Origin of the sequence: Synechococcus sp. UW140, assembly GCF_900474295.1 — a bacterium.
In the GTDB taxonomy this organism is placed as follows: domain Bacteria; phylum Cyanobacteriota; class Cyanobacteriia; order PCC-6307; family Cyanobiaceae; genus Synechococcus_C.
Window position 1 is genome coordinate 63,628 of sequence record NZ_UCOB01000031.1, and the last position, 13,287, is coordinate 76,914.

Sequence of the window (13,287 nt, forward strand, 5' to 3'; positions counted from 1 at the left end):
ATCGGCCGGCGATGAATTCCAGCGTGCGGGGCTATTGGCTGATGACCTGGCTGGGGTTGGTGGGCAATGTGATCGCCTTACCGCTGATCGGTTGGATCGCTTTTCAGGCCCCGTCCCTGCGAGTGACCCATATTAGCCTCGCTTTTGGCCTTGCCTGGCCTGCTGCGGTTGTCGGCATCGTGGCCTGTGGTGGCCTGCTGGCAGAACGGCGCTGGGGTGGGATTGTTGCCATCGTGGCTTTGTCGATGGCTTTGGCTGCTTCCTTGCCTTACGGCATCGTGCGCTTCGCCCTGCTGCCCCTAGATCAGTCGCTCAACCTCGGCCTTGTGTCCATGTCTCTGGCCCTGGTGAACTTGTTGGCGCTTCTCTATTGGTGCCGACCTGCGCTTCGCCGGGGTGGTCCACTCTGAATGCAGGCGATTGCCGATCTGCCGGTCTTGTATCGAGATCGATGGGTTTTGGTGGTGGACAAACCTGCTGGACTTCTTTGCCAGCCTGGTCTGGGCCCGGCGCAGCTGGATTCTTTGCTCAGACGCGTGCAGCGTTGGGAACCCGGTTTGGCCTTGGTGCATCGCCTTGATCGCGATACATCCGGCTTGTTGTTGTTGGCTCGTAATCCCGAGGCTTTGGCGGCTTTCAGTGGTTTGTTCGCGCATCGTCGGGTGCACAAGCTCTATGTCGCGGACATCTGCACGGACCCTCCAGCTTTCGCCGGTCTGATCGATCTTCCCCTCGCCCGTTTGCAGCGTCACCCCCCTCGCTATGGCGAGCATCCTCAAGGACGGGCCAGTCGGACCCGATGGCGAGTTGCTGCATCGGCAGGGTCACTTCGACGGTTGTGGTTACAGCCCATCACGGGGCGATCTCATCAGCTTCGCGCCCACCTTGCGGCCCTTGGCTGTCCGATCCAGGGGGATCCGATTTATGCCGATTGCTCTGCCCCCTTCGGCAGCAGTCGCATGCATCTTCATGCCACCGCCCTCAGCCTTCTCCACCCTTTCACTGGCGAACGCTTGCGCTGCCGCAGTGCTGTGCCCTTTGCGTCTTCGCTTAATTAGGCCGGGAATCCTTTCTTGTATGCGGGAATCGGATAGGGGATGCGGCGATGGCGCATCCGCCGCCACACGCGGACGAAAGCGCGTATGACAAGTTCCACCTCGGAACGACTGAGGCTGCTCAGTCGCAGTTGGCCATCGCGCTGTCTGGCTTCCACGATCCTTCGCACCGTCAGTTTTGCTTGCGCATCAATGGTGTCTGGTGGGAGGGATCGAAGTGCGGCTTCGCAGCCATCAGCAAGCATCAAAATGGCCGTTTCGCGTGAGCGCGGACGCGGACCCTTGTAGCGGAAGCGGGCCTCTGGGATCGCGGCATCCTGTTCGCGTGCTTTATGCAAGAAGTAGCCCATCTTCAGTGTGCCCTGATGCTCCGGGATGAAGTCGGCCACCGGTCTTGGCAGGCGGTGACGACGCGCCAGTTTCAGGCCCTCATCGACGTGGGCCTGAAGAACTCCGGCACTGGCAAGGGGATCATTGAGTCGGTCGTGGGGATTTTCAATGTCACCGACCTGGTTCTCGATGAACCATTCAGGCGCATGCAATTTGCCAACATCGTGATACAGCGAACCGGTACGGATTAGGTCGATATCGGCACCGATGGCCCTGGCGCCTTCCTCGGCAAGCCCGCAGATCATCAGGGTGTGTTCAAAGGTGCCTGGCGCTTCCGATGACAAGCGGCGCAGCAGAGGCCGTTCTTGGTCCGCCAGTTCCATCAGTCTTGCTCGGGTGAGCAATCCAAAGGATCCCTCGAGAATCGGGATCAGCAGGATCGCAACCATCAGCAGGATGCCCATCAGCAGGGCTTCAGAGGCCAGCTCTCCCGCATCAGGGGCGAGCCGGGTCCAGGCGCTGGCTCCGGTATTGATCTGGCTGCGCAGCAGCAGCATCTCCACGAATAGTGCTGCCAGGGGCAGCAAGACGGTGAGCTGAAGCAGCTGGGCACGGCTGCGTAAACGTCCTGCCTGTAGTGCTGCCACCACGGCAATGGCCGCGGCAATCATCAGTCGCCCCTCTCCCAGTCCATTCACCGGCATGGGCCAAAGCAGGCTGGCGATGGCCAGCCAGGCCAGCCCGCAACTGGTTCCCAGCCCCTGGGCGAGTAGCAGCGTCGGCGGCACCAGCACTGCTAGAGGGCTCACGGCAGCACCAAAATGGAGCTTGCTGTACTGCACGAGTAGGAGGAGGCCCAGGCTCAGAAAGCTATGGGAGGCTTCCAGCTGGGGCCGTTCTCGCCGCATTAGCAACAGCAGTACGGCGCATCCGGCCAGAGCCTCGGTGAAGCGCATGGCCCATTGGCTCCAACGCGGCGTGCGTTTCACCTCGCCGAAATAATCAAGAACGTCATAGGCCTGGGGGCTGATCGGTTCTCCCTTGCGGGTGATCAGGCTGCCCTTCGTGACCTTGATTTCGGGTTTTCCCTGTTTGGTGATTAATGCCTCGAGCTTGCGCTGGCTCAGCACAGGATCGGTGCGCAGGTTGCTGGACCCTTGAAAACTGGCGGCCAGCAGTTTGCTGCCGATGCTGCGGGCGGGATCACCCTGTGCACCAAGATCTTCAAGCTGAAGAGCTGCAGCCTGGCGGAGCTGATCCACCGCCAGGCTGTTCACCAACCCCTGGCTGAGCATGCGAGAGGCGGCATCCCGCACGGCCTCCCGCCAGAACTGGGTGGTTTGTGGGGTCTGAGTGGTGAGCCAGAGCTGTTCCTCGGGGCTGAGGTTCACTGGACCTACCCGCTCGGCGGCATCGCTGAGGGCCACCCGCTGAAGTTCCTCCAGCTGCCGCTCTAGCCGTTCGCGCAGGCGTTGACTTTCCTGTTGGTCGATGACCTGCACGTAGGTGCTCGGTCCCAAACTGCTGCGTCGCTGTTCCAGCGCCTCACGGTCCACCACAAGGGCATCTTTGGGCGCGACGGCGTCAAAGGGAGCTGGAACGCCCGGACGCAGATTCGGTTCCCCTAGCGATGGCCAGCTTGAAACAAGCGCCACCAGCAGGCACATCATCAGCAGACCGGCCTGCTGAATCCGCCGCCAGCGCAGGATGGGCCGTCTGGGGGATTCGTTGCGCAGCCAGCTGTGCCAAAGCCGGCGGAGGCGTTGGAATCGAATCACAGCGGACGGCATTGAACACAAACGCTAGCTCCACCGAGCGGGCATGCTGGAGGGAACTACGTCGTCGGCAATGGCCCTGAGGCTGGATGGCAAACAGCTCGCCTCTGAGCTGGAAACGCGATTGCGCCAAGAGATCGAGTCTGGGATCTCACAGGCCGGTCGTCCGCCTGGTCTGGCGGTCCTGCGGGTGGGCGACGACCCCGCCAGTGGCGTGTACGTGGCCAACAAAGAGAAGGCCTGTGCCCGGATCGGTGTTGCCAGCTATGGATCCCACCTTCCAGGAAGCAGTTCTCAGGCTGAGGTGGCTGCGGCGATTGCCGCGCTCAACGCTGATGATCGTGTCGACGGCATCCTGCTGCAGCTTCCACTGCCGGCCGGACTCACAGAAGGACCGCTGTTAGAGCAGATTGATCCTGACAAGGATGCCGACGGTCTCCATACGTTGAATCTGGGCCGTCTGCTCAAAGGACAGACGGGTCCGCGCAGCTGTACACCTGCCGGGGTGATGGCTCTTTTGGCTCGACATCAGTTCTCGTTAGAGGGCAAACGGGCCGTGGTGGTGGGTCGCAGCATCCTGGTGGGTCAGCCCATGGCCCTGATGCTGCAGGCGGCTAACGCCACCGTGAGCGTGGCCCACTCCCGCACCAAGGATCTCGAGGCGATCACCAGACAGGCCGATGTGTTGGTTGTGGCTGCCGGCAAGCCGCGCATGATCGGGGCTGAGCATGTGCGTCCAGGTGCAGTGGTGGTGGATGTGGGTATCCATCGCTTGCCAAGACCTGCTGATGCCCCTGAGGGCACTAAGGCCAAGCTCTGTGGCGATGTGCGTGCCGAGGAACTGGAGGAGATCGCCTTGGCGCTCTCGCCGGTGCCTGGGGGTGTCGGCCCGATGACCGTGACCATGCTGCTGGTGAACACGGTGGTGGCTTGGTGCCGTCGCCATGGCCTTGACCACGGCCTGGAGGATCTGGTGGTCTGATCCGATCTGTGTCCAGACCTGGTGAGTTGGCGCTTGGCCTGAGAGAATCCGGCCAGCTTTGTCCTCCCCATGACCGCCGCGGCGACCAGTCCCGAGAGCGCCCGGTCAGGGGCTGATCAAAAGGCTTTTGATTTCAAGGCCTATCTCGCGGCTCAGAAGCAGACGGTGGAAGCTGCCCTTGACGACTCTCTCGGCCCGGAAAAGCCCGAGTCCCTGCGGGAAGCGATGCGCTACTCGCTGCTGGCCGGAGGGAAGCGCTTGAGGCCGATTCTCTGCTTGGCGGCTTGCGAGCTGGCAGGTGGTGATCCGCAGTTGGCGATGCCAACCGCGGTGGCACTGGAGATGATCCACACCATGTCGTTGATCCATGACGATCTTCCGGCAATGGACAACGATGACCTCCGGCGGGGCCGACCGACCAATCACAAGGTCTATGGCGATGCTGTGGCGATTCTTGCCGGTGATGCTCTTCTCACCCGCGCTTTCGAGATGGTCTCCCTGCGCAGTTCAGGGGTGCCTTCCGACCGTCTCCTCAAGGTGGTGGGGGAGCTCTCCTTGGTGGCCGGTGCCCCAGGCTTGGTGGGCGGTCAAGTGGTCGATCTGGAATGCGAGGGCAAACAGGTCGACCTTGAGACTCTGGAATACATCCATTTGCATAAGACCGGCGCCTTGCTCAAGGCCTGTGTGATTACCGGTGCATTGATTGGCGGTGCCGATGATGCACAGTTGAATTGCCTGCGGACCTATGCCCGGGGCATCGGCTTGGCTTTCCAGATCGTTGACGACATCCTTGATGTAACGGCCAGCAGTGATGTGCTCGGTAAAACCGCCGGTAAGGATTTGATTGCGGACAAGACCACGTATCCCAAGCTGCTTGGTCTCGAGGAGTCTCGACAGCGTGCCAAGAACCTGATCAAAGAGGCCAAGGAGTCGTTGACAGCCTTCCATCACTCCGGTGCGGGAGCGGGGCAGGAGGCGCCTCTGCTGGCGCTTGCCGATTATGTGATCGGGCGCGACCGTTGACCATGGCCATCCCGCTGTTGGCCACCCTTTCCAGTTCGGCTCAGTTGCTCGATAACGGTGTTTTGGTTTGGGGCCTTGTCGCCTGTGGTCTGGCCCAGCTTTCGAAGCTTCTAATCGAACTGGTCGTACATCGCCGCTGGCGACCCGCCGTCTTGATCGAAACCGGGGGCATGCCCTCCAGTCACTCCGCTTTAGTCACAGGAACCGCCGCCGGGGTGGGCTGGCAAAACGGGTTCAATGACCCTGTGTTCGCTTTGGCTGTCACCGTCGCGTTCGTGGTGATGTACGACGCCAGCGGCATCCGTCGTGCGGCCGGATTCACAGCGGCACGCGTCAATGCCTTGCCAGATAGCGCCTGGGACACTCTCCCCGAGAAACCCCTGAAGGAGACTCTTGGCCATTCCCGCCTCGAGGTGCTGGTGGGCAGCCTGTTCGGACCGCTCATCGCTCTGCCTGGTCTGGCCTGGGCAGGTTCGCCTCTGGAGTTGGCCCAACGGATCGGCCAGGCGCTCGGGTGAGTGATCCTCAGGACTTGTCTGGTGATTTGACGGCTGATCAATGTGAGGCTGCTGCTGCATTCGAGCGATGGCTCAAGCAGTCTGATCACGGTGTTCCCTTTGTGCTCAGTGGTTTCGCCGGTAGCGGCAAAACCTTTCTGTCCATGCGATTGCTGCGCATGGTGGAAGCCACAGGGCTGTGTTGGACGGTTGTGGCCCCGACGCATAAGGCGGTGGGGGTTCTTCGTCAGGCCCTGGCCTTGGAGGGCTTGCAGCCCACCTGGTATCCCTCCACGATTCACCGGCTCCTGCGACTGAAGCTCAAACGCCAGGGAGATCGGGAGCTGTGCGAATCCACCGACCAGACTGCTTTTGCCCTGGAGCACCTTGGCTTGGTGCTCATTGATGAGGCTTCGATGATCGACAGTTCGCTCTTGTCGATCGCTCTCCAGTGCGCCCATCCCTTTCGCACTCGCTTGGTGTTTGTAGGAGATCCGGCTCAGTTGCCTCCTGTGGGAGAAGCGGAGAGCCCAGTGTTTGCGATGGATCGGGCCGAGGAGGCCTGTCTGACTGAAGTGGTGCGTCATCAGGGACCGGTGCTGCAGCTGGCAAGCTGTCTCCGCGATGGTCGTTTGGCCTGCGAACGGCCGCCGTTATTCGCCGACGTCATCTCTAACCTTGGCAGTGTGTCCAGCTTGGATCGGGCCGATTGGTTGGCGCGGGCTCAGGCGGCACTGAAGCAAGCCTCAATCTGCGATAACCCCGATGCGGCACGCATCCTCTGCTGGACGAACCGCAGCCTGGAGCAGTTGGTTCCCCATGCCCGCCAGGCGATCCATGGCGCCATGGCAGACCAGATGCCGGTGCTGCCGGGGGAGGTTCTGATCACCCGCACCGCCGTGATGGCGCCGGCCTCCCGGGATGGTGCTGAAACCGGGGAGGAACCTGATCTGGTCTTGGGATCCAACCGAGAGCTGGTGGTTGAAGATGTCACTCCAGACCATTGTGATCTGAGCGAATTTGGCCTCAGCGGTGCCGATCTCAATGCAGGCGGGCAGCTCTCACTCGATGGCCTAGGGACTCCTGTGATCGAGACTCTCAATGCTCGTGTTCGTTGCGGTGAGCTCGAGCTCAGCTTGAGGTTGCTGCCGCCTGTGGGTAGTGAGGGCCGCCACCAGTTGGATCGGGTGCTGCAGCGGCTTCGTTCCCAGGCCAGGGATGCTGGCAAACGTGATGGTCGCCTTCTTTGGCGTCGCTTTTTCTTGATTCGAGATGCCTTTGCTTCTCTGGGCCCCGCCGCCGTCCTCACCGTTCACCGCAGTCAGGGCAGCAGCTTCGGCAACGTCTTCGTCGCTGATGATGTGTTCTGGCCAAAGGATCTGGCCCTACGCCGTCAACTTGTGTATGTGGCGGTGAGCCGCGCTCGCCATGGGGTTTGGATGGTGGGTCGGAGCAGTTCAGCTCCTGTGGTGGATCGTTGGCAGCAGGCGCTCAGTGCAGCATGAGGCCGCTCAGCCCTTGCCAGACCAGATAGCCACCCAGGCCAAGGCTGACGCCACTCACAATGAATTCACCTCGGGCAAACAGCAGCTGTTTGCCCTTCTCGAGAAGGGGCAGCACCTTCTGGCGACTGACCACCACGGCCATTAGCGGCAGTATCAGCATCAGGCTGGCGCCGGTGGTGAATGCGATGAGCCCAACCACCTCTTGCCAGGTGGGCAGTTGCGCCGCAAGCACCACAGCGGCCGATTTTGCAAACAGGAACAGATCATCGGGGCTGGCAACCTCGGTGAGTGCTCCCAGCCCGATCAGGAGAGGCAGGGGCATCGCCACAAAGCGGTCGATGCTGCGTGTCCAGGTGGGTGGATTGTCGCCATCGGCAAGGCTGCGCAACAGCTCCTTCACGCCGATAGCGATCAGGGCGCCGCCGGCAAGAAGATCCAGTCCTGTGCGGTGCTGGGATCCTTGCGTCATGTCAAGAACCAGGGTGTGCCCAACAGTGAGTAGAAGGCTCACAGTGGCCAGTGTTGTGACCACCCAGCCGGCGACAAACCATCCGCCTCGTTTCAGCGGGTTGGGTCCCAATAACAGCAGTAGCAGCACTGACACATGAATGGGTGAGAGGCTGATCCCTGTGCCGTAGGCGAGTAGCTCAGCCCAGAGGGTGGTGTCGCTCATCGCCTGGGAAATGCTCTGATGGTGCTGATGCTGACGCATCAGCGTCTTTGCGAGCGTTTGCCTGCTCAGAAACAGCCATCGGCTGGGGCATTCCAGCGGCTCACTGCACGGTGATGGTGCTCGTACCCCAGGACACAGATTGAACCCGTCGCGAGTCGGAACAGCCCACCCCCGCTCGCACCGAGTCCCAGCCAGCTACCTGTTAGAGCCCGAAGCAGATGGCCATGGGCGAAAAGGGCCACATCACCCTCCCCCTTCACGGCCATCGCCTGGTTAATCACCTGCTCGCAGCGTCCTTGCACCCCTGCTGCATCCTCTCCGCCTGGGCAGCCATGGCTCCAGATCGACCAATCGGGGACTGACCTCTGGATCTGCGTCGTTGTCAGGCCCTCATAGTCGCCGTAGTTCCACTCAGTCAGTTCTTTCAACACTTGAGCTCGGGAGCCCAGGCCAGCGATTTCGCAGGTGCGTTGTGCCCGTTGCAACGGTGAGGTGAACACTGCCGCGAATGTCACGTTTGGCAAGACCTTGGCCAGTTTCCTGGCCTCAGCTTCTCCTTCTGGCAACAGCGGTAGATCGGTCTTGCCGGTGTGTCGGCCGTTGAGTGCCCACTCCGTGGCCCCATGACGTAGCAACCAGATCTGACGTTCCTGCATGCTGCGTCTCAGTATTTGATCTCGAACCAGTCATGGCCGGTGACGGGAAGCTGGCTCAGGCGCACCATCCGCACATCAGCTGTGCCAGTCCCACGCTCACACCAGAGGCGCAGTTCGTTCAGTTTGTAGCTGGATCCCTCAGCCTGAACCTCCACTCTGCCGTCATTGAGATTGCGCACCCAACCGCAGAGACTCAGTTCTGTGGCCCGACGAAAGCATGCACTTCGGAAGCCGACGCCCTGGACGTCCCCTTCCACCATTAGTCGCCAGCGTTCTCTGAGCTCCTGGGATCGTGGCTTCTGCCGGGAGATGAAGCGACTTTGTTCCTCGCCATTGCGGTTTCGACTGCGGCGCGCCATCGGCATGAGATCGTCCAGCATCCGCCCCAGTGGAGGTGTACCCAGCTGGCGTGAAGTCTTGGGTGATTCCATCCCTCCCTCCGTTGAGGAACTTGCCACCCTTCAACCTGCCAAAGGGACTCCAGATTGCCAACAGATCCTCCAGACAGTTTGCTGTCGATGGCATCAGGACTGTCTGCAGACAGCTTCCAGCGATGGAATTCATGCCCGGTCAGGACATCACCGCGGCGTAGAAGTAGGCCATCTTGGTCGGCCTGGAGCTTGCGGTAGCCCACCTGAAGTTGCCCCTTCTGGGCATGAAAGGGCAGCACACCTGCCATCGCGTGGGCTTCACCTTCCGCATCAGTCAGGCTCTGACCCATCAAAAGCATGCCACCGCACTCGGCGTAGATCGGCCTCTGCCCAACCCATTGGCGCAGGCCCTCGAGACTTTGTTTGCACTGGCTTAGATCTCTGGCATGCAGTTCGGGGAATCCTCCCGGCAGGATCAATCCCTGGGCCTCAGCAGGTGGTGGTTCGTTCGCGAGCGGATGCCAAGGCAGAACAGGCATTGCCAGGGCATCTAACCAGTCCTGCATCTCCGGATAACGAAAATGAAAGGCCTGGTCCATAGCCACAGCCACTGGGATCGGTTCCAGACCTGTTGTCTGGGGCTGGCGGTCCATCTGCTGCTGCACTGGGTCGGGCCCGAGCACAGGGGCTTGGAGGAGCGGCAGCAGCGCGTTCAGGTCGAGGTGATCCTCTGCCAGCCTTGCCCAGGCGCCTAGCCGTTGCCGGAAGGCTTCGATTTCATGGGCGGGAGCAAGGCCAAGGTGTCGGCTCGGCAGGCTGAGCTCCACAGTGCGTGGAAGGCATCCCAGCAGCGGCACGCCGATGCCATCGAGCACCTCTTGCATCAGCTGCCTGTGCCGAGGCGTGCTGACGCGATTGAGCACCACGCCGGCCAGTTTCAGCTTCGGGTCATGGAGCTGAAAGCCTCGCACCAGTGCCGCTAGAGATTGGGCCTGGCCGCCCGCATCCACGACCAGCACCACGGGGAGTTGCAGCAGCCTGGCTACGGCAGCACTGCTGCCCTCACTGGTAGGGCCGATGCCGTCGTAGAGGCCCATCACCCCTTCCACGAGGCACAGCTCTGCACGCCCGCCATGACCATGGAAGCTGTCGCGTACCCAGGCTTCTCCGCACAGAGGCAGATCGAGGTTGCGGCAGGAACGTTCAGCTGCCGCCGTCAGCAACTGCGGGTCGAGATAGTCGGGGCCAACCTTGAAAGGCTGCAGGCTTTTGCCGCGACTTCGGGCGTAGGCGATCAGGCTCAGGCTGAGCAGGGTTTTACCGCTGCCACTGGCTGGAGCAGCGATCAGGCAGGCCATGGACGGCAGGGGGCATTGAGCGGCATCCCGCCGAAGGCGGATCAGTGAAGCAGCTTGGCAGCCAGCGGTGCGGCCGCCGCCAGCAATGGGGTGGTGGTGTCATGACCACCCTCCAGAAGCCTGGCGACATCCGCTTCCACGCGGCTGTGCTGAACCGGCACCACTTCTTCAATCAATTCCATGCTGGCCATGCCGCCGGCTTCAAGCCGCATGCATCCACCGGATTCAGCACAGAGGATCACACAGGCGGCAGGTTGATGATCCGGCTGGCAGATCAGACGCATGCCCACGATCTGACCTGGGTGGATGCTGGGCTGTCCCACGGGTACCGGTGCAACACGCATCGTCACTGATGCACCATCGCTGCGGCTAAAGCTGGCGGTAATGATTCCATTGCTTTCAGGCTCGCTATTGCCGAGCTCCCAGCCGAGGCGATCGGCGATCCACGCCGCCAGTAGCAGCCCTTGTACGGGATGCTCTCCCTCCACATCGATGTCGAGCTGCACCACATGGCCAAGGGCATTGCGCCGCTGTGGAGGGTCGAACACCATCGCCAAGGTTTCCCTCCATCCCCGCAGGCGCAGCCAATTGAGGTCATTCACTGATTGCCCAGCTTCGATGCGATCCCGCAGCAGATTGAGGCAGTGGTGCGGGCTGCCCAGGGCTGAATCAAAAATCAACCTCCGGGGTGCGATGGCGAGTTGCTCCAGCAGCTCTGGGGCTTCATCGAGGCTGCCGTTCCACCAAACCCAGGAGGGCAGGTCTTCAGGCAGGAGGGGCTGGAGGATCGTGAGGCCCTGGGTCAGAGCTGCGTAGCCACCGCGGAGCACCACGACATCGCCGCAAGCTGCCGTGCCGCCACCTTCTTCTGGAAGGGGGCAGTAGGCGGCGACAAGCGTTTCAAGGGGGTGGCTTGCATCCAGACTCGGCGCCAGGGTGATCAGGCGACGCGGACGCAGGGTGCTGACGGCGGCATCCACATGCTGGCCTCGCAAGTCTTCGGCTTGTTGGTCCCCATTCAGGCTGCCAAGGGCTTGACCAACGCTGGCGGTGAGTGGGGGTGTCGTCAGGGGAAGATCGCTGTCGCTCACCACCTGGCGGGCCGCTGTGATGACCTCATCGCGTTGCACACCTGTGATCGGACCGTTGATCCGTCCTGTGCGGACCAATTGCTGCTCAACCCAGGCCGGTTGCCATACCAGTAGGCAAAAGGTGTGGGCCCCCTGGCTGGTGGGCTGATCTTTCGCCCAGAGCTGCTCGAGGTAGGCAGGAATCTCTGAGGGGGGAAGCTCGAGGGGGGTTTGGAGGGTGAGCTGGGGAGACATGGGAGCCGGAGCGAAGGGGCGGCGGAAACAGAGACTGGGGAGCTGGGAGTGAGGGGAGCGCCTTAGGGACGTCTCCAGAGCAGACCATCGCGAGCCAACATTGAATCGGCGGCAGCCGGCCCCCATGTGCGCGACTCATAGGGGTGGATCGGCAGGCGCCAGGGGCTGTCTTCGATCAGTTCCAGGAGAGGGGTGTAGAGGCGCCAGGCGGCTTCTACCTCGTCACTGCGGGTGAACAGAGTGGGGTCGCTGAGCATGGCATCGGCGAGGAGGCGCACATAGCCCTCATCGGAGGGCTCTCCAAACGATTCGTCGTAGGAGAATTCCATTTCCACCGGTCGACTGCGCATCCCTGATCCTGGCGATTTCACCTCGAAGCGAAATTCAGCGCCTTCATCCGGTTGGATGCGCAGGATGAGTTGGTTGGCTGTGGGACTGCCGCCAGCGGCATCAAAGAGATGCACGGGTGCTTCGCGGAAGGTGAGAACAACCTCGCTCAGACGCTTTGCCAGCCGCTTGCCGGTGCGGACATAGAAGGGGACCCCCTGCCATCGCCAGTTGTCGATGAACAGTTTCATCGCGACGTAAGTCTCGGTGGTGCTATTTGGATCCACCCCCGGTTCTTGGCGGTAGCCCTTCAGTGGTGCCGACTGACTACCTCCTGGGCCGTACTGGCCGCGGATGCAGCAGTTCCAGGGTTCAAGTTCATCCGCCAGGCGGGCCGCTTGCAGCACCTTGGCCTTTTCGCTGCGGATCGCCTCAGGGTCGAATCGTCCAGGGGTCTCCATCGCGGTGATCGCCAGCATTTGAGTGAGATGGTTTTGCACCATGTCTCTCAGGGCCCCGGAGCTCTCGTAATACCCAGCCCGTTCCTCTACTCCGACCGTTTCAGCTGCGGTGATCTGAACACTTGAAATGTAGTTACGGTTCCAGATCGGTTCAAAGATCGTGTTGGCGAAGCGCAGAACCATGATGTTCTGCACAGTTTCCTTGCCGAGGTAGTGGTCAATTCGGAAGATCTGGTTCTCTTGACCACAGGATTGGACAACTTTGTTGAGTGCCTGGGCACTGCTGTAGTCGCGACCGAAAGGTTTTTCGATCACCACCCTGCTGCGCTCAGGATCGCGGAGCAGCCCTGCATCGGCCAGGGCGCGGCAGCCGCTTCCATAGAACTTTGGTGAGACGGAAAGATAGAAGGTGCGGTTGCTGCGGGTCGCCCGGAGCCGATCAATCGTCTCTAGCCGTCCGCCCAGTTTCACCAGGTCTTCTGGCTTTTGAAGATCGACAGGTTCATAGAACATCCCTGCTGAGAACTGCTCCCAGGCCTGTGGGTTGTCTGTGATTTTGTCCGCCATGGCCTCGGCCATCTTGGAGCGGAATTCCTCGTCACTCCAGGGGCGGCGAGCACAGCCGAGCACTGCGAATTCGCTAGGCAGCCTGCGCTGCATGAACAGTTCAAACAGGGCCGGCACGAGTTTGCGGTGCGTGAGATCGCCGCTTGCTCCAAAGATCACAAGGCATTGGGGTGCAATCACCCGCTCCTGACGTAGTCCGACCCTCAAGGGGTTTGTCGTCATCGTGGTGCTCATGGATCACCCGGCTCTGAAGCAGGTTTAACCAGGATTCACCGAATGCACAGCGCCCTGGATCTTCCCAGCCACGTTTTGTCGTTGTCTGCACAAAAACGGACATAAAAAAACCCGCCCATGGGGCGGGTTTCAACTGGCGTGTCAATCC

Annotated in this window: 13 protein-coding genes; 6 read left to right on the plus strand and 7 right to left on the minus strand. The window is 61.3% G+C overall.

Translation table 11 applies throughout. From position 1 onward, the window contains the following. Positions 1-11 precede the first annotated feature (11 nt). On the plus strand, positions 12-410 hold the full coding sequence (locus DXY10_RS13085) for a hypothetical protein (RefSeq protein ID WP_115019885.1): 399 nt from the start codon (positions 12-14) through the stop codon (positions 408-410). Further along, a complete protein-coding gene (locus DXY10_RS13090) occupies positions 411-1,058 on the plus strand; it encodes an RluA family pseudouridine synthase (protein WP_115019886.1) in 648 nt (215 codons plus the stop codon). It begins immediately after the preceding gene. Here DXY10_RS13090 and DXY10_RS13095 read toward each other — a convergent pair. Beyond that, positions 1,055-3,175: an HDIG domain-containing metalloprotein gene (locus DXY10_RS13095; protein WP_115019887.1), complete on the minus strand. Its 2,121-nt coding sequence runs from the start codon at positions 3,173-3,175 to the stop codon at positions 1,055-1,057. The two genes, DXY10_RS13090 and DXY10_RS13095, sit on opposite strands and share 4 nt — an antisense overlap. 58 nt (positions 3,176-3,233) lie before the next feature. On the opposite strand from DXY10_RS13095, the gene folD reads away from it, so the two are divergent. The 4 genes from folD (at position 3,234) to DXY10_RS13115 (ending at position 7,167) form a co-directional block, all read left to right on the plus strand. Beyond that, entirely contained in the window at positions 3,234-4,142 is a 909-nt protein-coding gene (gene folD / locus DXY10_RS13100) for a bifunctional methylenetetrahydrofolate dehydrogenase/methenyltetrahydrofolate cyclohydrolase FolD (RefSeq protein ID WP_115019888.1), read from the plus strand. Between the two features lie 69 nt (positions 4,143-4,211). After that, complete coding sequence (gene crtE / locus DXY10_RS13105; protein WP_115019889.1) at positions 4,212-5,165, plus strand: geranylgeranyl diphosphate synthase CrtE; 954 nt, start codon at positions 4,212-4,214, stop codon at positions 5,163-5,165. A gap of 2 nt (positions 5,166-5,167) precedes the next feature. Continuing rightward, positions 5,168-5,683: a divergent PAP2 family protein gene (locus tag DXY10_RS13110; protein WP_115019890.1), complete on the plus strand. Its 516-nt coding sequence runs from the start codon at positions 5,168-5,170 to the stop codon at positions 5,681-5,683. Next, complete coding sequence (locus DXY10_RS13115) at positions 5,680-7,167, plus strand: ATP-dependent RecD-like DNA helicase (protein WP_115019891.1); 1,488 nt, start codon at positions 5,680-5,682, stop codon at positions 7,165-7,167. Before DXY10_RS13110 ends, DXY10_RS13115 begins: the two co-directional genes overlap by 4 nt. On the opposite strand, the gene DXY10_RS13120 is transcribed toward DXY10_RS13115, so the two are convergent. The 6 genes from DXY10_RS13120 to zwf all read right to left on the minus strand — a co-directional run bounded on the left by DXY10_RS13120 (position 7,154) and on the right by zwf (position 13,139). Then, complete coding sequence (locus DXY10_RS13120) at positions 7,154-7,840, minus strand: GAP family protein (RefSeq protein WP_115019921.1); 687 nt, start codon at positions 7,838-7,840, stop codon at positions 7,154-7,156. The two genes, DXY10_RS13115 and DXY10_RS13120, sit on opposite strands and share 14 nt — an antisense overlap. Before the next feature lie 65 nt (positions 7,841-7,905). After that, a complete protein-coding gene (locus tag DXY10_RS13125; protein WP_115019892.1) occupies positions 7,906-8,496 on the minus strand; it encodes a histidine phosphatase family protein in 591 nt (196 codons plus the stop codon). An 8-nt stretch (positions 8,497-8,504) separates the two neighbouring features. Then, positions 8,505-8,756: an acylphosphatase gene (locus DXY10_RS13130; RefSeq protein WP_371411163.1), complete on the minus strand. Its 252-nt coding sequence runs from the start codon at positions 8,754-8,756 to the stop codon at positions 8,505-8,507. Next, positions 8,756-10,225 carry a cobyrinate a,c-diamide synthase gene (locus tag DXY10_RS13135; RefSeq protein ID WP_115019894.1) on the minus strand — a complete coding sequence of 490 codons (1,470 nt, stop codon included), beginning with the start codon at positions 10,223-10,225 and terminating at the stop codon, positions 8,756-8,758. The genes DXY10_RS13130 and DXY10_RS13135 overlap by 1 nt, the downstream gene beginning before the upstream one ends. Before the next feature lie 41 nt (positions 10,226-10,266). Beyond that, positions 10,267-11,550 (minus strand): glucose-6-phosphate dehydrogenase assembly protein OpcA, encoded by a 1,284-nt coding sequence (locus DXY10_RS13140; protein WP_115019895.1) that lies wholly within the window; start codon positions 11,548-11,550, stop codon positions 10,267-10,269. Between the two features lie 62 nt (positions 11,551-11,612). Beyond that, positions 11,613-13,139, minus strand: coding sequence for a glucose-6-phosphate dehydrogenase (zwf, locus tag DXY10_RS13145; protein WP_115019896.1), 1,527 nt, complete (start codon positions 13,137-13,139; stop codon positions 11,613-11,615). Between the last annotated feature and the right edge of the window lie 148 nt (positions 13,140-13,287).